Consider the following 22,753-nt stretch of genomic DNA (forward strand, 5'->3'; position numbering starts at 1 on the left):
ATAATTATCTCCCGCAGCAGTAGAATAATTATCTACGCGCCTGTTCAAGGCCGCCGGCTGAGAAAATCCAGCACGCCGTCCTTATAGACGCGGTCGCCCACCGCCCGCATGTGATCGCGGTTTGGAATATCAAGCACTTGCGACCCGGGGATGATCTCCTGAAGCCGGTGGGCAGAGCCGGCAATCTCGTCGGTCGTTCCCACCGCAATGAGCACCGGAACCGAAATAGCCGCTGCTTCCTCGCGGGTCATGAGCCGGCGGGAGCCGCGCAAACATGCCGCCAACGCCCTGCGATCCGAGCGGGTCTGATCTGCAAAGGCCCGAAACGTGCGCCCCACGGGATCGGTGACGTCGTCGAGCGACGCAGCTTCCAGCGCCGAAGCCACGTTCTCTCCGGGGCCGCCGCCTTCGATCAGGCCCATGCCGACACCCGCGATAATCGCCGACCGCAGCCGCTGCGGATCGCGCTGTCCGAGATACGCCGTGATCCGTCCGCCCATCGAATAGCCCATGATATCGGCGCGCGCGATGTTGAGGTGATCCATCAGCGCGCGCACGTCGCCCGCCATGGTGCCGATGTGATATTCTTCCTGATCGTACAGCTTCGACGAGTCACCGTGACCGCGATTGTCGAGCGCGATGACGCGCCGCCCGGCCTTGGTCAATACCGACGTCCACGACGGATAGACCCAGTTCACATTCTTGGTCGACGCGAAGCCGTGCACCAACACGATCGGATCGCCCTCGCCTTCGTCGAGATAAGCAATTTCAACGGAGCCGTTGTGAAAACTCGGCATCGAAAGATCCATGATTGGGAGAAAATAATGTGACCGGAGCGGTCGTGATCTGAGGGGTTGTAGTTTATCCGCACGCAACGCGCCTGACCAGCAGGTCAGGTCGCCTGCGCGGACAGTCGAGCTTGCGCCGCGGCGAGATCGCGCTTGGCACGCCTGAGTTTGCTGCGTTGAATCCAGGACAGGGTGAGCCGCTCCGTGGTCGCCTTGATCGAAGCGATAAATCCGAACAGCGACAGCAATGCGGCGAACACCCACCATGCCAGATTGAATGCGCCGGTGGTGAGCAGCAGTGCGCCGCGGCCGAGAATCTTCATGATGGCGCGGGTCTGGCTGCCTTTGGATTCAGCGAGCCGCGCCGCGCGCGCCACGTCTTTCGGACCATCGGCGATGCGCAGCACATCGAGCGCGCCTTTGGTGCCTGCCTTCTCGCCGACGCGGCCGACATCCTTGGCGAGTCGCACCAGCGCGCCCGCCTTCTCCGCCTTGAACGCCGCCTTCATCGCACTGATGGTCTGCCCCGGACGTGCCAATGAGGCCGTCGCCACCGCCTGCTGCAACATCGGAGCGTCAACCACGCCGCGTGCCGAACGACCGGCCCATTCGGTGAGACCTGCGCCGAGCCGGCCGACCTTGCGGGCGTCCTTCACCATGGAAAGTCCGGCCCGGACCGGGACGGCACCTCCAACAGACACATAAGTGGCCGCCGTCACAGCCAGACCAACGCTTGCCAATCCGAGCACCAGCCGGTCGGCATTCTCGCCCATGGCGAGCCGCTTGCCCTCGCGCACCACGTCGCGAATGTCGCCGAACACGAACAGGTCGCCGGCAACCGTGCCGGACAGGCTGGCCACGTCATCCGCCTCGCCGGTCACGAGACCGGTGGCAAAACGTTTGACCGTGCTGGCGGTGGAATTCTCCTCAGCGACGGCGGCATCGACCCGCGCGGTCACATCGGACTGCACAGCAATATTCCGGTCCTTCGCAAGATCGGTGAAGCTCTTTGCGAGATCGGCGTCGTGCGAATCGAGCGCCTGAGACACGCCCTGCGCGATCACGGCCTGGTTATTTCGCAGCGCTGAACCGACCTGGATATCGGACAACTGCGCTGGATCATCCTGAGCCAGCAGCAGGGTCCCCGCATCGCGTGCATGGGGCCACAGCACGGCGAAAGCCCCCGCCGAAGCCGCAGCAGCCGCGAGGGCCAGACCAATGCGCCAGGATGCTTTCATCGCCTTTCGATAACCCCTTGATCGCCTGCCGGTTCGATACGGCCCGTGACTGGCCGATGACATGGTGTGCCGTTTTTCGGACACAACCTCCCCAACGAAAGAAGGGCTTTCCCAAGACGGCGAGATTGTGTCGAATTCACACGCTAACCGCTGCGGCGAATTGGACTAAACCGGCGCCGCGATCTAGGAATAAGTGGTATCGCTCGGTATGCTGCAGAGCAGCGGCTGCGTCGTCGCTGCGTGCTGGGGCATGGGTTCAAGGACGCAGAAGACCAGGATTGGGGTAGGATTGCTATGGCGGATCACGTCGTCCCTCACTTTCATAACGATGCGGGCGTGGCCATCATCGAAATCGGATCGCGCGAATTCATGTGCGTGGGCGCCAACCCGCCGTTCGATCATCCGCATGTGTTTCTCGACCTCGGCGACGACAACGAGATTATCTGCCCCTATTGCTCGACGCTGTACCGCTACGCCGCCGACCTTGCACCGGGTCAGGCTCGGCCGCCGGAATGCGTGCTGAAGGACAAGGTCGCCTAAAAAAGCTGTGGCGGATTCGCGCACCATCGTCGTCGCTGGTGCGGGCATCGGGGGACTGACCACCTCGCTTGCGCTCGCCGCGCGCGGCTTCCGCGTCATCGTTCTGGAGCGCTCCGAGCGGCTGGAGGAAGTCGGCGCGGGACTGCAATTGTCCCCCAATGCCAGCCGCATCCTGATCGACCTCGGCCTTCAGCCGCTGCTTGCGCCCCATGTGATCGCGCCGGAATCGATCAGCATCATGACAGCGCGCACCGGCAACGAGATCGGCCGTATCCCGCTCGGCGAAGCGGCCACCCTGCGTTATGGCGCGCCCTACTGGATCGTGCGCCGCGCCGACCTGCAGAACGCGCTGGCGGCGAAGGTAAAGAACCATCCCGACATCGACCTGCGGCTCGGCGCGCAATTCGAGGACGTCGCGGTCTACCCCAAAGGCGTCACCGTGGTTCAACGCCGTCAGACATTGCGGCAGCAGGAGCCGGTGCTGGCGCTGATCGGTGCCGACGGCGTCTGGTCGAGCGTGCGCCACCAGATTTTCCCCGATGCGCAGCCGCAATTCACCGGCAGCATCGCCTGGCGCGGGACCGTCGACGCCACGCAACTGCCGCGCGGATTCAACGCGCAGCGTGTCCAGCTCTGGATGGGCACCAATGCGCATCTCGTCGCCTATCCGATGGCAGGCGGAAAGCGCATCAACATCGTCGCGGTCGTCTCGGGCAAATGGAACAGGCCGGGCTGGAGCGAGCCCGGCGACGTTGTCGAGATCGCCAATCATTTTTCAGCGCCGCAATGGCCGATCGCCGCGCGCATGATGATCGGCGCAGTCGATGGCTGGCGCAAATGGGCGCTGTTCGCGATGCGCGACGGCGGCGCGTGGAATAAGGGTCCCATCGCGCTGCTCGGCGATGCCTCGCACGCGATGCTGCCGTTCGCCGCCCAGGGCGCTGGCATGGCGATCGAGGATGCCGCCGTGATCGCGAAATGCCTCGAAGATTCGCCAACCAATTCGACGGCGGCGTTCGCGCAATATGCCGGCCTGCGCGCTCCGCGCGTGACGCGCGTGACGCGAACGGCGCGCAAGAACGGCCAGACCTATCATCTCGGCGGCCCGGTCGGCTTCGCGCGCGATCAGGTCATCAGAATGCTGGGCGGGTCGCGGCTGCTATCGCGGCAGGACTGGATCTACGACTGGCGTGCATAATCCCGACCGGCTTCAAAACCGAAACAGAGATGTATCCGGATTGACCTGCCGGTCATTGCGAGCGAAGCAATCCACGCTTTGACAAAGCAAAACTGGCTTCGTCGCAATGACAGCAAGCAATCCTGACTAGCGCCGCCGCTTGACGGGTGGCGCCGTCGGCGCCGCCAGCGCGGCGGGCGGCGCGAGATCGGCCCTGCTGCAATTGTTGCTGGTGATCTTTTCGTCGATCTGGTCGCGGCGCGCGCGCTCGGACAGATAATCGGTTTGATAGGCCAGTCCCGACACCAGCGATCCGCCCGCGCCGGTCTCCGCCTTTGCCATCAGCCGTTCAAGTTCAATCACCCGGTTGTTGGAGTTCGTGCGAGCCGTGGCGAGTTGCTGGCAGTTGTAAAGTTCGTATGTAGCGGGGTCGACGAACATGCTCGATGACGGCCCTGACGCGCATGCGCCAAGACTCGTCGCCAGAACCACGACAGCAAGTCGCGATGCGATAGCGCGCAGCGCGATGCCCGGCCTGCTCAGGCTGCGATCCCGGCGATCAATCATCCACTCGTCATCCATAAACGTCGTGTTGCGGGTCTTCGTGTTGAATTTGTGGTGCGCGGCCGCGAGGCCGCTGACGGTTCAGAGCGTCTCCTGCTTCTGGCCGCATTCCTTGCAGACGAACGTGACGCGGGTCACGCCCTTTTCCGCCGAGACGCGATTCGCCGCGCCGCACTTGCCGCACTTCGCCTCGATGCGTGTGTTGCCCTGCTTGATCACAAGAGACTTGCGCTCCATGGCTTCGCGAACCAGCCGCTCCGTCTCTTCCCGCATCGCCTTCTTGTCCATGTCCTCTCCTTCGGTCGGCTCAGCCGGTTGCGGGCCCTCAACGCCGAACCACCATTTTTCCTGCTTCATACCCAAACGATTCAATGACACGAATCTGGCGGGCGTCGGCATTCACGATAGCCGGAAAGGCTTGGCATTCGTTCGCCCAACGTTCAAGACCGGCTTGTCGTGCGCTGGGCGCTAAAGCGGGCCGGTGAGAAGTTGTTCTTCGACGGCTTCAACCCATCGGAATTCTTCAAAGCTTAGAAATTAGTCACATCGCCTCTATTGACGGTTGTTCGCTGAGCGGATAGCGCTTCACAACGAGCGGTTGTGGGACGGCCTGTGCGCAATAAAATCGTCAAATTTGGTTCGTCACTAGCCTTATTGGCGGTAGCATTTTACTTCGCGGCCCGGGATATTGATACGTCTCATATATCGCAGACTATTCGGCAACTCAGCCCGGCCTTTTTCTTGGCGCCAACAATCGCGATCATGGTCAGTTCACTGTTCGCGGCGCTGCGGGTGCGGTCGATAGCACGATCCATTGGCTACCCGCTGACCTTCCGTGACTCGATCGCCGTTGTGAGCCTCGGTCAGTTGGGCGGCGCGCTGTTCTTTCAAATCTTCGGCCAGCTCATGGCTCGCGGTTCGTATCTCACCCGCCGTAACGTGCCATTCGCAGGCACGGTCATTATCACGGGGCAAGAGCGCATTGCCGCAGCGCTGGTATCGCTCAGTCTCGCGGTCGTTGGCGCGCTCTATCTATTTCACCAACTCTCGTTCGACCTCACCGCAGGTGGTCTTGATTTAATCCGCATCGTGATCGGTCTGACGTTCGCCATCGTTATCCTTACAGTCGTTTGGCGGGAACACGTGGTGAAAGCCGCATCCAGTATCACTTGGGCCGACACCGTAGGCGTTTTTCGGGCTATTGCATTCTCGACCGCGGTTCAGGTTACGATGCTGACTGCCTACGTCACCGCGGCAAAGGCGCTGGCCCCGGCGTGTGAACTAACCGACCTCGCCGCTGCTGCCACTCTGGTGATGTTTGCAGCCAGCATCCCGATCAGCTTTGCAGGATGGGGCGTTCGCGAAATGAGCGCTGTCGGTGCGCTCGGCACCATCGGTATGTCCGCGCCCGCGGCTCTGACCGTTGCTGTCACGATCGGCGCGCTGTCGATCATCTGCGCGACACTTCTCGCTGCGGTATCATTCACGCGCTCAAAAAAGCCGATCGACGTTCCGAAGCGAGGCACTCCCGAAATAGGCGCCCGTCATGATGCAGTTCTCAGCGCCACGCTGCCGATTCTGGTGGCGTGTCTGGTGTTCTTCCAGATCCATGTACCGACCAATACCACCGCAATCAATTTTAACGTCGCGGATCCTTTCACCATTATCTGCGGCGTTTTATTCCTGCTGCAAGCGTGGCGAGCCGGGGCACCGAAATGGCGCATCAGCGGTCTTGAACTGCACATTCTCGCTTGCACCGCGATCATGACCATCGGTCTGTTCATTGGCGCCGCCGAGATCGGCTTTACTACATGGGCAGTCGTCAACAAGTATCTGGGATGGTTCGTGCTGCTCGCCTACGGCGCAGCCGGTGCCATGGCTGCGCGGGTCGACCTTGAGAAGACCCTCTTGACCTTCGCTGCAACCGGCTGCGCGGTCGTAGTCTTCGCAATTGCAGACATGCTTCTTGGGAGGTTCGGAGTCGTGAACGCCCATTTCTTCAACGGCTTCGCGCAAAACAGCAACGCCTTTGCCTTTCTGTGCCTGATGATGCTCGCTGTCGGCCTTACGATGAAACGATACATGCTGACGGTGACCACCTTGGCGCTGATCGCCATTGTTCTTTCTGGATCGAGGGCCGGAATGGGTGCTGCCCTCGTGGTTCTGGTTACCGCGTCTTTTCTCATTCCCGGCATCTGGCGCGACGTAATTATGTCCTTCACCTTGGCCGCATTGAGCATCTACTCGCTCACCCTTGGAGGAACGCTCACTCTCGGAGGAAAAAGCATTGTCGAGACCATGACCTTCGTCAGGCCCAGCTCGGACGCGGAACATTGGACCACCGTGAAGGACGGTCTTCAGATGTTCCTCGCCAACATGGTATGGGGCGCAGGTCTCGGCAGATTCATCGCGCAGTGGACGGGCGCTTACCCACTGATCATCCACAACAGCGCGGTGTGGATCCTCGCGGAGTTCGGCATCGTAGGTGCTATTGCTTTCATTTCACCAGTCATTCGGATCGCAGCGCAGGAATTTGCGCGCTTCCGAAATAACGACGCCGCAGGCTACTTACTGATCCTTATGATTGCAGGCTTCGGAGCTATGAGCCTTTTCCACGAACTCCTCTACCAGCGTGTCCTGTGGTTTTTGCTTGGAGCCACTCTGATCGTGGTCAAAAAGCCAAAGGTTTCAACAGAACCTCCAAAGAAAATGATTTGATGGAGCGGATAGCGACTAAAACTGATTTCGAAAAAGCTGCCGCAGCATTGAACGAGATGGTCCGAGCATTAAATTTCAATCCACGGCGGCAGAGGAGGTAAAGCGAGCGCGCTATGGCGCGCGATTTTGTCTTGGTGCGGACGGCGGGAATCGAACCCGCACGACGTTGCCATCGAGGGATTTTAAGTCCCTTGCGTCTACCAATTCCGCCACGTCCGCGCGGTGCGGGTTGTAGCATCGGGCGGGGCAAGGCCGAAAGCCCGGTCCGGCGCGGAATATCCCACAGACAGGTGACAGTACGGCGTCCAAATCCGCCTTCCAGGGCGAAGGAATCGCCGCACGTCTCCCGACGCCGAACGCAAAAAACATAGGCACCGCAGGGCAAACTTGAATCCTGCGGCGAAAAGACTGCCCGGATTCCGTCGCCGTCGATAGGCAGCGCGTGGAATTGGCGGTACAAGAAAAACGCCGGGTCATCGCGCGTATATTTAAATTTTTCCCGATTGCCGATCGAAGGTTTGATTCGCCATGCGCTGCCTTGTGGTCGCCGACCTGCATTATTCGCTGCCGCAGTTCGACTGGGTGCTCAGCGCCGCGCCGCATTTCGACGTGGTCATCATCGCCGGCGATGCGCTCGACATCGGGTCGTTCGTCGATTTCCGCGCGCAGATCGTCGTGGTGCGGAAATATCTCGCCCGGCTGTCGGAACTCACGCGCGTGATTCTGTGTTCGGGCAATCACGATCTCGACGAGCGCGACGAGACCGGCGAGAAGATCTCGCGCTGGATCGGCGACGTCGGCAATCTCGGCATCGCCCATGACGGCGACAGTCTGACCATCGGCGATACCCTCTTCACGATCTGTCCCTGGTGGGACGGGCCGCGCGTCAAGGAACAGATCGGCAGGCAGCTTCAGGAAGCCGCCGCCGCGCATCGCGGCCGCTGGATCTGGATCCATCACGCGCCCGCGGCGAATTCGCCGACCAGTTGGGGCGGCGCGCGCCATTTCGGCGACGCCGAACTGGTGCAATGGATCGAAAGCCACAAGCCCGACATGGTTCTCTCCGGTCACGTGCACCAGTCGCCCTTCATCAAGGACGGGTCATGGTTCGACCGGCTCGGCGAGACATGGGTCTTCAATGTCGGCCAGCAGTTCGGCCGCCCGCCCGCGCACATCATGCTCGATCTGGAAAGCAACAGGGCCTACTGGTTTTCGGCGGCGGGCGAACAATCGATCGATCTCGGCGGGCCGCTGCAACGTCCTGCGGAGAATCTCGCCGCGCTTCCGGACTGGCTTACAGCCGTGAATCGGGCAGCCGCTCCGGCTGCCGGTCAGAGCCCGGCGACGCTTTCGTCGCAGACAGGTTGACCAGACTCTCCAGCACGTCGCCGACCATTTCGAGGTGATTGCCGTGTCCGGCGTATTGCCGCTTGATATCTGCGAGATACGTCGTCGCCGCATTGAGCCGCTGCGCCAGCAGCGTGGCGACCAGCAGCGCGGCGGCGGGCCTGGCGCGCAGAAATTCCGCGCCATCGTCGATCTGATGGACCGTCGAGCCGGTGGAGGCGCGCACCGTCGCGGTATGCGGTTGATGCAGCAGAACCGACATCTCGCCCAGAATGGCGCCCGGCTCGGTCACGACGGCGACCACTGTATCGCCCTTGAGAACCTCAAGCTCGCCCTCCACCAGAATATACAGGTCGCCAGTGGTTTCGCCTTCCCGGATAAACACGGTTTGAGCAGGAAGATACGTTTCCTTCTGGCCTGAACAATGTTCGAGAACGGCGCGCATATCGATCTCCGCTGATCGATTAAAGCTATGCCTCGGCGTTTAAAACGTCCATCGCATAGTTGCGTCCCGCCTGCGCAAATTGCCAGCACAACTGCGGGCGCGGTAGGATGTCGCTTCAAACGATACGAACAAAGAAATCACGGGAGAGACGCGTCGATGGCCTACGAGCAGATCAAGTACGAGATCCAGGACAACATCCTCACCATCACGTTGAACCGTCCCGACAAGATGAATGCGTTCACCCATGTCATGATGGATGAACTGATCGCGGCGTTCGATGCCGCCGACGCCGACGATAATGTCCGCGCCATCATCGTCACCGGCGCGGGACGCGCGTTCTGCGCCGGCGCCGATCTCTCCGAAGGCGGCGCGACATTCGACCGCGCAGCGCGGCCGGACCGCAAGACCGCCCCGCTGCGCCCGAACGGCGAAGTCGAATGGAGCGACGAAGCGGTGCGCGACGGCGGCGGGCGCGTGACGCTGCGCATCTTCAAATCGTTGAAGCCGGTGATCGGCGCGATCAACGGCGCTGCCGTCGGTATCGGCGTCACCATGCAACTGGCGATGGACGTCCGCCTCGCGTCGGAAGACGCACGCTTTGGTTTCGTGTTCGCGCGGCGCGGCATCGTGCCGGAGGCGGCATCGAGCTGGTTCCTGCCGCGCATCGTCGGCATCTCGCAGGCGCTGGAATGGTGTTACTCGGGCCGGGTGTTTCCGGCGCAGGAGGCCCTCGCCGGCCGTCTTGTCAGCAAGGTTCTGCCCGCCGACGAACTGCTGCCGGCGGCGCGGGCGATGGCGCGCGAGATTGCCGAGAACACCGCGCCGGTGTCGATCGCGCTGATTCGCCAGATGATGTGGCGGATGCTCGGCGCGGACGATCCAATGGAGGCGCACAAGATCGACAGCCGCGGCATCTACTCGCGCGGCCAGTCCGCCGACGTGCGCGAAGGCGTGATGTCGTTTCTTGAAAAGCGCCCGGCGAAGTTCACGCAGACGGTGTCGAAAGACATGCCGTCCTATTTCCCGTGGTGGACCGAGCGGCCCTACAAATAGCGGCGCTTACGCCGCGCGGATGTCGCCGAGGAAGCGTTCGACCTGGCTGCGCATGGTTTCCGCCTGCCGGCTCAGTTCGTTCGACGCGCCCAGCACCTCCTGAGCCGCAGCCCCAGTGTCGGCCACGGCGTCGGTCACGCCGGAAATGTTGGTGGAAATCTCCCGCGTGCCGATCGCAGCGTGCTGGACGTTCTGCGCAATCTCCCGCGTCGCAGCCGACTGCTGTTCGACGGCGCTCGCGATCGACGAAGCAATCTCGTTGATCTCGGTGATGGTGCCGGTAATGCCTTCGATGGCACTGACGGCGTTGCCCGACGTGGTCTGGATAGCGGCGATTTGCAGCCGGATCTCGTCGGTCGCCTTGGCGGTCTGCTCCGCAAGCGCCTTGACCTCCGACGCGACCACGGCAAATCCCCGGCCCGCCTCGCCGGCCCGCGCCGCCTCGATGGTCGCGTTCAGCGCGAGCAGGTTGGTCTGGCCGGCGATATCGCTGATGAGCTTGACGACGGCGCCGATCCGCTCCGCCGCATCCGACAGGGTGCGCACGATGGCGTTGGTCCGCTCGGCCTCGCCCACGGCCTTGTTGGCAATGGTGGCGGACTGCGTCACCTGACGGCCGATCTCCGCGACGGAGCCGGACAGTTCCTCGGTCGCGGCGGCCACAGTCTGGACGTTGGCGGAGGCCTGCTCGGTCGCGGCGGCGACGGCGCTGGCCTGCCGCCCCGTCTCCTCGGCGGTCTCGGTCATTGAGGCTGCGGTGGCCTCCAGTTCGGTGGAGGCCGCGGCGACCGACTTGAGGACGTCGGACATGTCGGTGTCGAAGCGCATGGTCAGTTCCTGAACCTGCGTCGCCCGCGCCGCGCGCCGGTTCAGCGATTCCGCTTCCTTGGCGGCGAGTTCGCGCGTCCTGATCATGTTGTCCTTGAAGAACGCCACCGCGCGCGCCATCGCGCCGATCTCGTCCTGCCGGCCGGTGTTTTCGATGTCGGCGGTGAGGTCGCCTCCGGCAAGAGTGGTCATCGCGGTCACAAGGCCCCCGATCGGCATGGTGATGCTGCGCGCCATCGCAACGACGACAACGCCCGAGGCAACGACCGCCAGCGCCATCAGCATCGCGAGCATCATCAGCGTCCGTCCCGCCTTGCTGCCCTTCTCCGACGCCAGCGCGACCAGATCGGCGCCAAGCCGATCCTCGACCGACTTGAGCGCGTCGATCCGCGCGCTCGCCGCGCTGAACCATTCCTTGCTGTCGCCGGAGACCTTGCCGTCTGTGATGGTCTGCCGCATCCGGCTCACCTGGTCGGCCATGGGGCCGGACAGCGTGCGATCGTAGAACGCGCGCTGATCGCTGGTCGCCGACGTCAGCGCCAGCCTGAAAAACACATCCTGCACCGCTATCAGTTCAAACACCTTGCCGAGCGACGGCAGATCGGAACGCCCGGTCGCAAACAGGCTCGCCACCCGCGCGCGCTCCTGCCCGGCCTGCTCCTTGCCTTCCATCAGATTGACATAGGACGAGACCGCCGTACCGACGGCGCCATCGGCGCTCAGCGTCGCCATTACGTTGGCGACCGCGATCAGCCGCGTGATGGTGTCCGTGAAATAGGCCGGCGCGCCGGCGTCCATCGCATCGACATCCCTGCGCCGCGCATCGAGCGCCGCGATCGAACCGAGCGCCTTGCCCGCCGCAACCTTGACATCGCCGCGCGTGGTCGACTGCAACGACGTCAGCGCGGCCACCGCCGCGGCGCGCTGCGCGTCCGTCCGCCTGCGCGCGTCGGGCAACTCCTTGCCCATCTCCGCCCCGCGGCTGGTGATGAACACCGTCGCACTTCCGCGCTCACGCTGCAATTCATGAACCAGACGACTGATGTCGGCGACACCCCGCGCCAGCGGCGTGAGCATCGCCATCTCCGCGCGCGTATTCCACTTCTCGGCAACATCGTAACAGGCGAGGCCAACGAGCAACAACATCGGAAGCGCCACGGCAAAAACGAGGCGCTGACGGATTTTCAGATTTGCGAACATCACGGTATCTCGGGCTTGAGGTGTGATCGCAATCTGCGCGCAAATCGTAAATGATTGATGCGGTGCGTGCGCGTTCACCAAAAAACTTTATCAGTGCAACGTCTGCAATATTTTTCTTGTTCTATCGCGTCGTGAGCACCACGCGACCGATGGCGCGGCGGTCGATCAGCAATCGCATTGCGACCGCGTAGTCTTCAAGCGGCAAATGATGCGAGATGTTGGGGCTGATCTTTCGCTCCTCGGCCAGATGCGTGAGCGCGGCAAGGCGCGCCGCGCCGAGCGCCGGATTTTGCCGCGTGGCTTCGCCCGCCCGCACGCCGAGCACGCTCGCGCCCTTGATGAGAACGAGGTTGGTTTTCGCCACACCGATGCCGCCGGTGAAGCCGACCACCAGCAGCCGCGCGCCCCAGGCGATACAGCGCAGGCTCTCCTCGAAGATCGCGCCGCCCACCGGATCGAACACCACGTCGGCGCCGCGACCATCGGTAATGCGTTTCACCGCATCCCTGAACGGCTCGCGGCCATACAACACCCCATGATCCGCGCCGCGCCGTTGCGCGGTCGCGAGTTTCTCCTCGCTGGAGGCCGCGGCGATCACGGTCGCACCAAATATCTTTCCGAGTTCCACGGCGGCAAGTCCGACGCCGCCGCCCGCGCCATGCACCAGCAGGATTTCGCCGGGCTTGATCTGCGCGCGATCCTTCAGTGCATGATACGCCGTGCCGTGACCTGCGAGAAACGTCGCGCCCTGCGCGTAGTCGAAAGCCGACGGCAGCGGCGTAATCTGACCGGGCGTCACCAGGATCTCGTCGGCATAGCAGCCGAACCGCGCCTTCACGATGACCCTGTCGCCGACCTTCACGTCATCGACGCCGGACAGCTCGGTCACCTCGCCCGCCGCCTCGACGCCGGGCGTGAACGGCAGCGGCGGCTTCAACTGATATTGCCCCGCCGCCATCAGGATATCGGGAAAGTTGATGCCCGCCGCATGGATCGCGACGCGCACCTGCCCGGGCGCCAGCGCGACGCGCTCGACCGCTTCAAGCCGCAGGTTCTCCGGCGGCCCCAGTTCGCAGCAGACGACGGCGCGGGGCATTTAATGATCCTGTTCCTTGATAGCAGGCGAGATTCGCGCCCTCTCCCCGCTTGCGGGGAGAGGGCTAGGGGTGAGGGGCAAAATTCCTTCTTGCCGAACCTTTGCCCCTCACCCGACGCTACGCGTCGAACTCTCCCCGCAAACGGGGAAAGGTGAAGAAATTCAAGCCGCCGACTTCTTCCGCATCAGCTTGTCGCGGATCAGCGGCAGCCGGTCGTTGCCGAAATACATATCGGTCTTGTCGAGATAGATCGTCGGCGAGCCGAACGCGCCGCGCGCGATCGCTTCGTCGGTGTTGGTCTTGAGCTGGTCCTTGATCTCCTGTTCGCCGATCCCGGCAAAGAATTTTGCGGGATCGATGCCGGCGCGTTCGCAGATTTTCGCAAGCACCTCATCCTTCGAGATATCCTGATCGTCGCCCCAATAGGCTTCGAACACCGCCGTCGCGAACGGCACCAGCTTGTCCGGGTGCTGCTGCTGCACCCAGATGCAACCGCGCATCGACTTCACCGCGTTCACCGGAAACACGCTCGGCGGCATCTTGATCCTGATGCCAGCCAGACGCGTCCAGTCCGCCATGTCCTTCGCCGTGTAGGCCTGCTTCGCCGGCACGGGATTGGCGCGGGTTTCGTACATGGTCTTGTTGACGGTGTTGAAGACGCCGCCGACCAGGAACGGCCGCCAGGTGATCTCCGCGCCAAGCTCCTTGGCGAGCGGCTGGATATTGGTGAACGCGAGATAGGTCCACGGGCTGGAGCAGTCGAAGAAGAACTCGATCATGATGACGTTTCCTTGTTATTCGTTTCATCGCTTCCGTCATTGCGAGGAGCATTTGCGACGAAGCAATCCTGTTCTCGCTCTTTCTGAAAGTGGATTGCTTCGCTTCGCTCGCACTGACGAAACATTTCTATTGCGCCTGCTGCGCGGTCTTGCCGAACATGTTCGCGCGTTCCTCTTCGGTGAACGGCTTCTTCTCGAACTTGCCGACAGCGAGGCCCTTCTGCACATTCGGGCGCGCACGCACCTCGGCATACCAGCGCTTGATGTGCGGAAAGTCGTCCAGCGTGAAGCCCTGCGCCTTGTGCGTCATGGTCCACGGGAAACAAGCGATGTCGGCAATGCTGTAGTCATCGCCAGCGACATAGGCGCCGGTCTTGCCGAGCTGCCGGTTGAGCACAGCGTAAAGTCTTGAGGCCTCGTCGCGATAGCGCTGGATGGCATAGGGAATTTTCTCGGCCGCATAGAGCGCGAAGTGGCCGTGCTGGCCGAGCATCGGCCCTAGCCCGCCCATTTGCCACATCAGCCATTGCATCACGCTGAAACGGCCGCGCACGTCAGTCGGCAGGAAGCGACCGGTCTTCTCCGCGAGATAAACGAGAATCGCGCCGGTCTCGAACATCGGGATCGGTTCGCCGCCGTCGGCGGGCGCACGGTCGACGATCGCGGGAATGCGGTTGTTCGGGCTGATCTTCAAAAATTCCGGCTCGAACTGCTCGCCGGTGCGAATGTTCACCGGGAACACCGTGTAAGGCAGCCCCAGTTCTTCCAGCATGATCGAGATTTTCCACCCGTTGGGTGTCGGCGCGTAATAGAGGTCAATCATGCAATGATCCGCAGGAAGATGACTGGCCCGGACGGGCCGTCCACAATCCTAGCTGCGGTCCCGATCACATTCCATCCCGCAACCGCGAACGGCTTGTATGCCAACCCCTCGGCATGGCAGATAAGCGTGCAACAATAATAGAACGGGATACGCCCCATGCTGTTTCAGACCACGATCGCCGGTTCGCTGCCGAAACCCGAATGGCTAGCCGAGCCCAACAAGCTGTGGGCGCCCTGGAAGCTGAAAGGCGAGGAACTCGACCACGCCAAGCGCGACGCGACGCTGCTTTGGGTGAAAATCCAGGAAGATGCCGGCATCGATCTGATCACCGAGGGCGAGCAGGCGCGGCAGCATTTCGTCCACGGCTTTCTTGAGCGCGTCGAGGGAATCGATTTCGCCCACAAGGTCGAAATGGGAATCCGGAAAGACCGCTACAAGGCGATGGTCCCGCAGGTGGTGGCGCCGCTGAAACTGAAAGGCCGCGTCCATGCCGACGAGGCGCGCGCCGCCCGCGCCCATACCACGCGCAAGCTGAAGTTCACCCTGCCCGGTCCGATGACCATCATCGACACCCTTGCTGATAGTTATTACGGCGACCGCGTGAAGATGGCGTTCGCCTTCGCCGAACTTCTCAACGCCGAAGCCAAGGCGCTGCAGGCCGACGGCGTCGACATGATCCAGTTCGACGAACCCGCCTTCAATGTGTTCCTCGATGAGGTCAACGAGTGGGGCATCGAGGCGCTGACCCGCGCTGCCGAAGGCCTTACCTGCAAGACCGCGGTTCACATCTGCTACGGCTACGGCATCAAGGCCAACACCGACTGGAAGGAATCCCTCGGCGCGGAGTGGCGGCAGTACGAGAAGATTTTCCCGGTGATCGACAAGAGTCCGATCCAACAGGTCGCCATCGAGTGCCGCAACTCCCATGTGCCGCTGGAACTGCTGGCGCTGCTCAAGGGCAAGATCGTGCAGGCCGGCGTGATCGACGTCGCCAGCGATGTCATTGAGACGCCGGACGATGTGGTGAAGACCATCGAGGCCGTAATGAAGTTCGTGCCGAAGGAAAACATCATGGCGACGACCAATTGCGGCATGGCCCCGATGCGGCGTGACATTGCAGAGGCCAAGCTCCGCGCCCTCGGCGCCGGCGCGAAGCTGGCACGGGAGAAATTGGGGTAAGGCCCGAACGGTCAGACCATGAGATCGTCATGACCGGGCTTGACCCGGCCATCCATCGGTTCCGAGTCACATTTTCCAAAGAAGATGGATCACCGGGTCAAGCCCGGTGATGACACTCGGATATGGAGACGCATCTCACCTCTGCTGGTCCGCTACGCCGCCCCATCCCGGATCGGCGGCAGATACGATAGCCCGGTGTCCCATGGAAAGAATATCCAGGTGTCCTGCGATACTTCGGTGATGAAGGTATCGACCATCGGCTTGCCCATCGGCTTGGCATAGACGGCCGCGATATGCGCCTGAGGCATCAGATCGCGCACGATGCGCGCGGTCTTGCCGGTGTCCACGAGGTCCTCGACCACTAGCAGCCCTTTCCCGGTGCCGCCTCCAAGCCGCGCCACAGCATCCGAAATGCCTTTCAGCACCGTCGGCTCGCCGACCTGCGAGGTGTGGCTGTAGCTCGACACGCACAGCGTATCGATGACGCGGATGCCGATCTCGCGCGCAACGATCGCCGCCGGCACGAGGCCGCCGCGCGTCACGGCGACCATTGCCTCGAACGGCCCTGCGCCGTTCAGCCGCCATGCCAGCGCCCGCGCATCGCGATGAAACTGATCCCACGATACCGGAAAGGGTTTGGGCGCTGTTTCGTCGCTCATCGTCATGCTCCGGATGCCATCGACGGCTCACCGCGTAATCTTGAGGTCCGCCAGCATCGCCTCGACCTCGGTCATCGCCGCCTTCAGCTTCTCGGCATCGCGCGACCGCACCACGACATTGGTATTCGGCTTGCCGTTCTCGTCCAGGAACGGATAGCTGCCGATGCTGGTGTCCGGGTTGGCTTCCTGAATGGCGCGCAGCGGCGTGCCGATGTCGCCTTCGCGCGCGTTGGCCCGCACCGATTCCGACAGCATCCGCACGCCGGACTTCAGTTTCGGCGAAACGATGTCCATCATCGCCTGCATGATCGACGGCACCCCGGCCATCACGATGACATTGCCGATCTTGAAGCCGGGCGCGAGGATGGTCGCGCTCGAGATCAATTCCGCGCCGTCCGGAATCCGCGCCATCCGCAAGCGGGCTTCGTTCAGGTCGGCGCCGAAACGCTCCTCGAACCGTGCCACCACCTCGGGATGAAGATCGATCCGGACCCCGAACGCCTTGGCCACGCTGTCGGCGGTGATGTCGTCGTGGGTCGGCCCGATGCCGCCAGTGGTGAAGACATAGGTGTAACGCTCCCGCAACGCGTCCAGCGCCTCGATGATCGCCGTCTCGTCGTCGGACACCACCCGCACTTCCTTCAGGTCGATGCCGATATTGGTCAGGTACTCGGCGATGAAACCGATGTTCTTGTCCTTGGTACGCCCGGACAGGATTTCGTCGCCGATCACGAGGATTCCGGCGGTCACGATTTCAGTCATCATTATCTCCCTGATGCGTCCGGGAACTTTGGCGCACCCGATACATTGAATGTCGCGGCTTTTGCCGCATCGTTAAGCACTCGCCCGCTCGTTTTTCAGGCAGACCGGCCCTCGCTGCTACCAATTGCCCGCAGGCAATGCATATCGCGCTGGCCCAAGCCTTGCTACCATCAGTTTGAGCAGCGGATCGATGTCCCCGCCGCCTGAAAGAAGCGTCCCGGTTTATGGCAGTTGCCTTCGATGAAATGAATGGGCCCGGCGGTGATCTTCGCCCAGCCTATCAGGAACTCTCCCTCTGGCTGAAGGAGACCCCTCCGGACGCGCTGGAATACCGCCGGCAGGAGGCCGAACTGCTGTTTCGGCGGATCGGCATCACCTTCGCCGTCTATGGTGAGGCCGAATCGACCGAGCGCCTGATCCCGTTCGACGTGATTCCGCGCATCCTGTCCGGCAAGGAATGGACGACGCTGGAGAAAGGACTGAAGCAGCGCGTCAAGGCGCTCAACATGTTCCTGAGCGACATTTATCACGGCCGCGACATCCTCCGCGCCAAGATCATCCCCGACGACCTGATTTTCCAGAACCCGGTCTTCCGGCCGGAAATGAACGGCCAGGACGTACCGCACGACGTCTATGTCCATATCGCCGGTATCGACATCGTCCGCGTCGACGCCGAGAACTTCTATGTGCTGGAGGACAACGCGCGCACGCCGTCGGGCGTGTCCTACATGCTGGAAAACCGCGAGATCATGATGCGGCTGTTTCCGGACCTGTTCGCGCGGCATCGCGTGGCGCCGGTGGAGAATTATCCGGACGAACTGCTGGCCGCGCTGCGCTCGGTGGCGCCGCTGACCTCGAAGGCGGAGCCCACTGTGGCGCTGCTGACCCCCGGCATCTACAACTCGGCCTATTACGAGCATTCGTTCCTCGCCGACAAGCTCGGCGTCGAACTGGTCGAGGGCCGCGACCTGATCGTCAAGAACGACGAAGTGTTCATGCGCACCACCGAGGGCCTGAAGCGCGTCGACGTCATCTATCGCCGCGTCGATGACGACTTCCTCGATCCCCTCACCTTCCGCCCGGACTCGGTGCTCGGCGTCCCCGGCCTGATGTCGGCCTACATGGCCGGCAACGTCACGCTGGCCAATGCGGTCGGCACCGGCATCGCCGACGACAAGGCGGTGTACAGCTACATGCCGGACATCGTGAAATTCTATCTCGGCGAAGAGCCGATCCTGAAGAACGTGCCGACCTGGCGCTGCCGCGAGCCGAAGGATCTGGCCTACGTACTCGACAATCTGAAAGACCTCGTGGTCAAGGAGGTTCATGGCTCCGGCGGCTACGGCATGCTGATCGGCCCCGCCGCCACCAAGGAAGCCATCGAATCCTTCCGCGCCAAGCTGGTGAAGGAGCCGGAGGGCTTCATCGCCCAGCCCACGCTGGCGCTCTCGACCTGCCCGACCTGCACGGCGTCGGGGCTCGCGCCGCGCCATGTCGATCTGCGGCCGTTCGTGCTCACTGGCAAGGATCACGTCACCGTGGTGCCGGGCGGCCTGACCCGCGTCGCACTCAAGGAAGGCTCGCTCGTGGTCAATTCCAGCCAAGGCGGCGGCACCAAAGACACGTGGATTCTAGAATGAGCGGCGATTTTACCTTTCACATGCGCGAGTTCGCACGTCGCGCGCACCTCTCCCTGCTCCCCTCCCCCTTGTGGGAAGGGGTCGGGGGTGGGGGTGTGATGCAAACAAGTCTCTCGTGTTGCCCCCCCTCCCCAACCCTCCCCCGCAAGGGGGGAGGGAGAAGAAACTGACGCCATGCTGTCGCGCACCGCAGAAAGTCTCTACTGGCTGGCCCGTTATGTGGAACGCGCGGAATATCTCGCGCGCACCATCGAGGCGACCCTGCGCGCCACGGCGCTGCCCGACGCCTATGTTGGCAAGAGCAACGAGTGGGAATCGGCGCTGCTGACCGCCGGCATCGAGGACACGTTCTATCAGTTTCACGACGAGGCCAACGAGCGCACCGTCGTCGACTTCCTGTCGTTCTCGCCCGACAATCCCTCGTCGATCCGCAACTGCATCGAGAACGCGCGGCTGAATTCGCGCTCGGTGCGCACGGCGCTGACCAGCGAGATGTGGGACACCATCAACAGCGCATGGATCGAGTTGCACGCGTGCTGGCCGAAAGGCGCCAAGACCCGCGAGGATCTGACCAAGTTTCTCCGCTTCGTGCAGGAAACCTCGCTGCGCTTCGACGGCTCGGCCTACCGCACCATGCTGCGCAACGACGCCTACTGGTTCTCCCGCCTCGGCCTGCATCTGGAACGCGCCGACAACACCGCGCGCATTCTCGACGTGAAGTATCATGTGCTGCTGCCGGAAGAGGAGCATGTCGGCGGCCCGCTCGACTACTACCAGTGGACCTCCATCCTGCGGTCGGTCTCGGCGCTGACCGCCTATCACTGGGTCTATCGCGAGACGCTGAAACCGTGGCTGATCGCGGACCTCTTGATCCTCAACGAGTCGCTGCCGCGCTCGCTGGCGAGCTGCTACGGCAACCTGGTGCGCAACCTCGACCAGATCGGCGTCGCCTATGGCCGTCAGGGCGCGGCGCAGCGCCACGCCCGTGGCGTCCGCAACCGGCTCGAACACAGCAACATGGACGATTTATTCCAGCGCGGCATGCACGAATTCATCCAGGAATTCATTGCGGACAACGCGCGCTTAAGCGATACCATCTCGAAACAGTACCTGATCTGAGTTGCCCTGAACGCAGGGCTGCATCCCGTCATTGCGAGGAGCACTTGCGACGAAGCAATCCAGTCTTTACTAGGCCGAGTTCTTCACTAGCCAAGACCGGATTGCTTCGCTTCGCCCGCAATGACGTTGGGTCATTGACGCCCTTCTCACGAACGCACGACCTCTTACCATGCGCCTGAAGATCGCTCACACCACAACCTATCGTTATGAGCCGCCCGCCACCGGCGTGATCCAGATCCTGCGCATGACGCCGGGCAGCCATGACGGGCAGTACGTCGCCAACTGGCAGATCGACATCTCCACCGATTCCCGCCTCGACGTGCATGAGGACGCCTTCGGCAACATCACCCACGTGCTGACCCACGGCCCGCTGACGGACCTGACCATCAATGTCGAAGGCCTGATCGAAACCCACGATACCGGCGGCGTGCTGCGTGGAACCGACGAGCGGTTTCCGCCCAGCCTGTTCCTGCGAGCAACGCCGCTGACCGAGGCCAACGCCGCGATGGCGAAGTTCGCCAACGACCTGCGCATCGAAGCCGGCGGCGACACGCTGGGCTTTCTTCACGCGCTGCTGCTCCAGATCAACGATCACATGACGTTCGACACCGACCCGACGAGCAGCGGCACCTCGGCTGCGGAAGCTTTCGCGCTCAAGCGCGGCGTCTGTCAGGATTATGCGCACATCTTTATCGCCTGCGCGCGCAACGCCGGCGTTCCCGCGCGCTATGTCTCCGGACATCTGCTGCGCTCAGACGGCATGGTCGCGCAGGATGCCGGCCACGCCTGGGCTGAAGCCCATGTCGAGAAGCTCGGCTGGGTCGGCTTCGACGCCACCAACGCGATCTGCACCACCGACGCCCATGTGAGGGTCGCGGTCGGGCTCGACTATTTGAGCGCCGCGCCGGTTCGCGGCACGCGCTATGGCGGCGGCAAGGAAATCCTCGAAGTCGCCGTTCGGGTCGATCAGGCGGGCCGGCAGAGCTAGAGCTAACCTGACCGCTTCACCGCGCCTCTCTTCACCTCTCCTTGCCAGCGGGGAGAGGTCGGAAACCGAGCATTGCGAGGTTTCCGGGTGAGGGGCAATCGCCACAAGCCCGGCACTAACAACCTTATGAGCCTGATAAAGCCCCTCACCCCGCCCCTCTCCCCGCGAGAGCAGGGAGAGGGAGAAGCGGTTGCCCCATCCCCCTGCGCCGCGTAGAAATGCGCCGTCTGGAGAGAGTTGGAATGACCTATTGCTGCGGAATTCTGGTGAAGGACGGCCTCGTGATGATGGCCGACACGCGCACCAATGCGGGTCTCGACAACATCTCGACCTTCCGCAAGCTGCATGTGTTCAACCGGCCGGGCGAGCGCATCATGGCGATCGCCACCGCCGGCAATCTCGCCCTCACCCAGTCGGTGATTTCGACGCTCAACGAGGGACTCGAGAATCCCGAGACCGGCGAACTCGAAACGCTGATGAACGCGCCGACCATGTTCCAGGCGGCGCAGCGGATCGGACGCGCCATCCGTAACGTCCACGCGCTCGAAGATAGCGCGCTGCGCGCCGAGGACATCAATTTCGATATTTCGTTCCTGTTCGGCGGCCAGATCAAGGGCGCGCGGATGCGGCTGTTCATGGTCTACACCGCGGGCAACTTCATCGAATGCACCACCGACACGCCCTATCTGCAGATCGGCGAACACAAATATGGCAAGCCGGTGCTCGACCGCGCGATCTCCTATGACGTCGATCTCTACGACGCGCTCAAGGTCGGACTGGTGTCGATGGACTCGACGATGCGGTCGAACCTCGGCGTCGGCATGCCGATCGATATTCTGCTGGTGCGTCCCGATGTCTGCGACGCCGACCTGAACTACCGCATCGAAGCAGGCGAACCTTACTTCCACGATCTGCGCTCGCGGTGGTCGGCCGCGCTGCGCGCCGCGCATCAGAGCATTCCGCGCCCCCCCTACGGCAACAAGACCTGACCCGCCTGACTGATCGAAGACAAGCCGCGACCAATCAACCAGCGGCATCAACATAAAAAGGGAGAACACAATGAAAGTCGCAATCGTCACCGGTGCGGGATCTGGAATCGGGCGCGCTTGTTCGTTGGCGCTGATGAAGGCCGGTTTCTCGCTGGTGCTGGCCGGGCGTCGCAAGGACGCGCTCGAAGAAACTGCAAAGGCCGGCAAGGATCTCGGCAAGAGCCTCGTGGTGCCGAGCGACATGACCGATCCGGCGTCGATCGCGGCGCTGTTCGCCAAGACCATTGAAGTATTCGGCCGCCTTGATGTGCTGTTCAACAATGCCGGCGTCGGCACGCCGCCGGTGCCGCTCGAAGATCTGAGCCTTGAGCAGTGGCAGACCACGGTGAACACCAATCTCACCGCGCCGTTCCTCTGCACCCAGCACGCGTTCCGCATCATGAAGAACCAGACGCCGCAGGGCGGACGCATCATCAACAACGGGTCGATCTCGGCTTATGCGCCGCGCCCGTTCTCCTCACCCTACACCGCGACCAAGCACGGCATCAGCGGCCTCACCCGCGCCACCGCGCTCGATGGCCGCGCCTACAACATCGCCTGCGGCCAGATTGACGTCGGCAATGCCGCGACGGAAATGACCGAGCGCATGGCTGGCGGTGTGCTTCAGCCGCGCGGTGACAAGATGGTCGAGCCGCGGATGGATGTGCAGAACGTCGCCGATGCCATCGTCTTCATGGCGACGCGCTCGCTGGACGCCAACGCGCTGTTCCTCAACATCATGGCGACCCAGATGCCGTTCGTCGGGCGGGGGTGACGGCTC

22 protein-coding genes and 1 tRNA gene are annotated in these 22,753 nt (G+C 62.6%); 11 read left to right on the forward strand and 12 right to left on the reverse strand.

The features are described from left to right. Positions 1-44: 44 nt before the first annotated feature. Both LVY71_RS15615 and LVY71_RS15620 read right to left on the reverse strand, forming a co-directional pair. Positions 45-797, reverse strand: coding sequence for an alpha/beta fold hydrolase (locus LVY71_RS15615; protein WP_235100766.1), 753 nt, complete (start codon positions 795-797; stop codon positions 45-47). A gap of 95 nt (positions 798-892) precedes the next feature. After that, on the reverse strand, positions 893-2,026 hold the full coding sequence (locus tag LVY71_RS15620; RefSeq protein ID WP_235100767.1) for a hypothetical protein: 1,134 nt from the start codon (positions 2,024-2,026) through the stop codon (positions 893-895). Between the two features lie 294 nt (positions 2,027-2,320). Here LVY71_RS15620 and LVY71_RS15625 point away from each other — a divergent pair, with 294 nt between their 5' ends. Both LVY71_RS15625 and LVY71_RS15630 read left to right on the forward strand, forming a co-directional pair. Next, positions 2,321-2,566, forward strand: a complete 246-nt coding sequence (locus tag LVY71_RS15625; RefSeq protein ID WP_235100768.1) for a zinc-finger domain-containing protein — start codon at positions 2,321-2,323, stop codon at positions 2,564-2,566. A gap of 7 nt (positions 2,567-2,573) precedes the next feature. Next, positions 2,574-3,764, forward strand: coding sequence for an FAD-dependent monooxygenase (locus tag LVY71_RS15630; RefSeq protein WP_235100769.1), 1,191 nt, complete (start codon positions 2,574-2,576; stop codon positions 3,762-3,764). Between the two features lie 126 nt (positions 3,765-3,890). Here the strand turns inward: LVY71_RS15630 and LVY71_RS15635 are convergent, their stop codons facing one another. After that, positions 3,891-4,310 carry a hypothetical protein gene (locus LVY71_RS15635; protein WP_235100770.1) on the reverse strand — a complete coding sequence of 140 codons (420 nt, stop codon included), beginning with the start codon at positions 4,308-4,310 and terminating at the stop codon, positions 3,891-3,893. Between the two features lie 78 nt (positions 4,311-4,388). Next, positions 4,389-4,595: a hypothetical protein gene (locus tag LVY71_RS15640; RefSeq protein ID WP_235100771.1), complete on the reverse strand. Its 207-nt coding sequence runs from the start codon at positions 4,593-4,595 to the stop codon at positions 4,389-4,391. 324 nt (positions 4,596-4,919) lie between these two features. Between LVY71_RS15640 and LVY71_RS15645 the strand changes: the two genes are divergently transcribed. Continuing rightward, positions 4,920-7,025 (forward strand): lysylphosphatidylglycerol synthase domain-containing protein, encoded by a 2,106-nt coding sequence (locus LVY71_RS15645; protein ID WP_235100772.1) that lies wholly within the window; start codon positions 4,920-4,922, stop codon positions 7,023-7,025. Between the two features lie 132 nt (positions 7,026-7,157). Here LVY71_RS15645 and LVY71_RS15650 read toward each other — a convergent pair. Beyond that, positions 7,158-7,244 (reverse strand) — tRNA-Leu (locus tag LVY71_RS15650). A 309-nt stretch (positions 7,245-7,553) separates the two neighbouring features. On the opposite strand from LVY71_RS15650, the gene LVY71_RS15655 reads away from it, so the two are divergent. Continuing rightward, positions 7,554-8,393 carry a metallophosphoesterase family protein gene (locus tag LVY71_RS15655; RefSeq protein WP_235100773.1) on the forward strand — a complete coding sequence of 280 codons (840 nt, stop codon included), beginning with the start codon at positions 7,554-7,556 and terminating at the stop codon, positions 8,391-8,393. Here LVY71_RS15655 and LVY71_RS15660 read toward each other — a convergent pair. Then, positions 8,320-8,817 carry a cyclic nucleotide-binding domain-containing protein gene (locus tag LVY71_RS15660; RefSeq protein ID WP_235100774.1) on the reverse strand — a complete coding sequence of 166 codons (498 nt, stop codon included), beginning with the start codon at positions 8,815-8,817 and terminating at the stop codon, positions 8,320-8,322. The two genes, LVY71_RS15655 and LVY71_RS15660, sit on opposite strands and share 74 nt — an antisense overlap. Before the next feature lie 156 nt (positions 8,818-8,973). Between LVY71_RS15660 and LVY71_RS15665 the strand changes: the two genes are divergently transcribed. Then, positions 8,974-9,870 (forward strand): crotonase/enoyl-CoA hydratase family protein, encoded by an 897-nt coding sequence (locus LVY71_RS15665; protein ID WP_235100775.1) that lies wholly within the window; start codon positions 8,974-8,976, stop codon positions 9,868-9,870. 6 nt (positions 9,871-9,876) lie between these two features. Here LVY71_RS15665 and LVY71_RS15670 read toward each other — a convergent pair whose 3' ends face one another. From LVY71_RS15670 to LVY71_RS15685, 4 genes are all read right to left on the reverse strand, one after another. Further along, positions 9,877-11,898 (reverse strand): methyl-accepting chemotaxis protein, encoded by a 2,022-nt coding sequence (locus LVY71_RS15670; RefSeq protein WP_235100776.1) that lies wholly within the window; start codon positions 11,896-11,898, stop codon positions 9,877-9,879. 121 nt (positions 11,899-12,019) lie between these two features. After that, on the reverse strand, positions 12,020-12,994 hold the full coding sequence (locus LVY71_RS15675) for an NADPH:quinone oxidoreductase family protein (protein WP_235100777.1): 975 nt from the start codon (positions 12,992-12,994) through the stop codon (positions 12,020-12,022). A 162-nt stretch (positions 12,995-13,156) separates the two neighbouring features. Then, on the reverse strand, positions 13,157-13,774 hold the full coding sequence (locus LVY71_RS15680) for a 2-hydroxychromene-2-carboxylate isomerase (RefSeq protein ID WP_235100778.1): 618 nt from the start codon (positions 13,772-13,774) through the stop codon (positions 13,157-13,159). 127 nt (positions 13,775-13,901) lie between these two features. Then, positions 13,902-14,597 (reverse strand): glutathione binding-like protein, encoded by a 696-nt coding sequence (locus LVY71_RS15685; protein WP_235100779.1) that lies wholly within the window; start codon positions 14,595-14,597, stop codon positions 13,902-13,904. A gap of 156 nt (positions 14,598-14,753) precedes the next feature. Between LVY71_RS15685 and LVY71_RS15690 the strand changes: the two genes are divergently transcribed. Then, on the forward strand, positions 14,754-15,776 hold the full coding sequence (locus LVY71_RS15690; protein WP_235100780.1) for a methionine synthase: 1,023 nt from the start codon (positions 14,754-14,756) through the stop codon (positions 15,774-15,776). 152 nt (positions 15,777-15,928) lie between these two features. Here LVY71_RS15690 and gpt read toward each other — a convergent pair whose 3' ends face one another. After that, positions 15,929-16,435 (reverse strand): xanthine phosphoribosyltransferase, encoded by a 507-nt coding sequence (gene gpt / locus LVY71_RS15695; RefSeq protein ID WP_235100781.1) that lies wholly within the window; start codon positions 16,433-16,435, stop codon positions 15,929-15,931. A 27-nt stretch (positions 16,436-16,462) separates the two neighbouring features. After that, positions 16,463-17,197: a competence/damage-inducible protein A gene (locus LVY71_RS15700; protein WP_235100782.1), complete on the reverse strand. Its 735-nt coding sequence runs from the start codon at positions 17,195-17,197 to the stop codon at positions 16,463-16,465. 224 nt (positions 17,198-17,421) lie between these two features. Here LVY71_RS15700 and LVY71_RS15705 point away from each other — a divergent pair, with 224 nt between their 5' ends. The 5 genes from LVY71_RS15705 (at position 17,422) to LVY71_RS15725 (ending at position 22,747) form a co-directional block, all read left to right on the forward strand. After that, a complete protein-coding gene (locus tag LVY71_RS15705) occupies positions 17,422-18,837 on the forward strand; it encodes a circularly permuted type 2 ATP-grasp protein (RefSeq protein WP_235100783.1) in 1,416 nt (471 codons plus the stop codon). 174 nt (positions 18,838-19,011) lie between these two features. After that, positions 19,012-19,956, forward strand: coding sequence for an alpha-E domain-containing protein (locus LVY71_RS15710; RefSeq protein WP_235100784.1), 945 nt, complete (start codon positions 19,012-19,014; stop codon positions 19,954-19,956). A gap of 169 nt (positions 19,957-20,125) precedes the next feature. After that, on the forward strand, positions 20,126-20,944 hold the full coding sequence (locus LVY71_RS15715; RefSeq protein WP_235100785.1) for a transglutaminase family protein: 819 nt from the start codon (positions 20,126-20,128) through the stop codon (positions 20,942-20,944). Between the two features lie 242 nt (positions 20,945-21,186). Beyond that, complete coding sequence (locus LVY71_RS15720) at positions 21,187-21,933, forward strand: proteasome-type protease (protein ID WP_235100786.1); 747 nt, start codon at positions 21,187-21,189, stop codon at positions 21,931-21,933. A 70-nt stretch (positions 21,934-22,003) separates the two neighbouring features. Then, on the forward strand, positions 22,004-22,747 hold the full coding sequence (locus LVY71_RS15725; protein WP_235100787.1) for an SDR family oxidoreductase: 744 nt from the start codon (positions 22,004-22,006) through the stop codon (positions 22,745-22,747). Positions 22,748-22,753 lie beyond the last annotated feature (6 nt).

Origin of the sequence: Bradyrhizobium sp. G127 (assembly GCF_021502575.1) — a bacterium.
Classification (GTDB): Bacteria; Pseudomonadota; Alphaproteobacteria; order Rhizobiales; family Xanthobacteraceae; genus Afipia.

Coding starts and splice junctions, on each gene's coding strand:
- LVY71_RS15670 (WP_235100776.1), bottom strand. CDS start 11,898: ATGTTCGCAAATCTGAAAATCCGTCAGCGCCTCGTTTTTGCCGTGGCG.
- LVY71_RS15675 (WP_235100777.1), bottom strand. CDS start 12,994: ATGCCCCGCGCCGTCGTCTGCTGCGAACTGGGGCCGCCGGAGAACCTG.
- LVY71_RS15710 (WP_235100784.1), top strand. CDS start 19,012: ATGCTGTCGCGCACCGCAGAAAGTCTCTACTGGCTGGCCCGTTATGTG.
- LVY71_RS15680 (WP_235100778.1), bottom strand. CDS start 13,774: ATGATCGAGTTCTTCTTCGACTGCTCCAGCCCGTGGACCTATCTCGCG.
- LVY71_RS15625 (WP_235100768.1), top strand. CDS start 2,321: ATGGCGGATCACGTCGTCCCTCACTTTCATAACGATGCGGGCGTGGCC.
- LVY71_RS15690 (WP_235100780.1), top strand. CDS start 14,754: ATGCTGTTTCAGACCACGATCGCCGGTTCGCTGCCGAAACCCGAATGG.
- LVY71_RS15660 (WP_235100774.1), bottom strand. CDS start 8,817: ATGCGCGCCGTTCTCGAACATTGTTCAGGCCAGAAGGAAACGTATCTT.
- LVY71_RS15635 (WP_235100770.1), bottom strand. CDS start 4,310: ATGATTGATCGCCGGGATCGCAGCCTGAGCAGGCCGGGCATCGCGCTG.
- LVY71_RS15615 (WP_235100766.1), bottom strand. CDS start 797: ATGCCGAGTTTTCACAACGGCTCCGTTGAAATTGCTTATCTCGACGAA.
- LVY71_RS15655 (WP_235100773.1), top strand. CDS start 7,554: ATGCGCTGCCTTGTGGTCGCCGACCTGCATTATTCGCTGCCGCAGTTC.
- LVY71_RS15725 (WP_235100787.1), top strand. CDS start 22,004: ATGAAAGTCGCAATCGTCACCGGTGCGGGATCTGGAATCGGGCGCGCT.
- LVY71_RS15620 (WP_235100767.1), bottom strand. CDS start 2,026: ATGAAAGCATCCTGGCGCATTGGTCTGGCCCTCGCGGCTGCTGCGGCT.
- LVY71_RS15700 (WP_235100782.1), bottom strand. CDS start 17,197: ATGACTGAAATCGTGACCGCCGGAATCCTCGTGATCGGCGACGAAATC.
- LVY71_RS15640 (WP_235100771.1), bottom strand. CDS start 4,595: ATGGACAAGAAGGCGATGCGGGAAGAGACGGAGCGGCTGGTTCGCGAA.
- LVY71_RS15705 (WP_235100783.1), top strand. CDS start 17,422: ATGGCAGTTGCCTTCGATGAAATGAATGGGCCCGGCGGTGATCTTCGC.
- LVY71_RS15720 (WP_235100786.1), top strand. CDS start 21,187: ATGACCTATTGCTGCGGAATTCTGGTGAAGGACGGCCTCGTGATGATG.
- LVY71_RS15665 (WP_235100775.1), top strand. CDS start 8,974: ATGGCCTACGAGCAGATCAAGTACGAGATCCAGGACAACATCCTCACC.
- LVY71_RS15685 (WP_235100779.1), bottom strand. CDS start 14,597: ATGATTGACCTCTATTACGCGCCGACACCCAACGGGTGGAAAATCTCG.
- gpt (WP_235100781.1), bottom strand. CDS start 16,435: ATGAGCGACGAAACAGCGCCCAAACCCTTTCCGGTATCGTGGGATCAG.
- LVY71_RS15715 (WP_235100785.1), top strand. CDS start 20,126: ATGCGCCTGAAGATCGCTCACACCACAACCTATCGTTATGAGCCGCCC.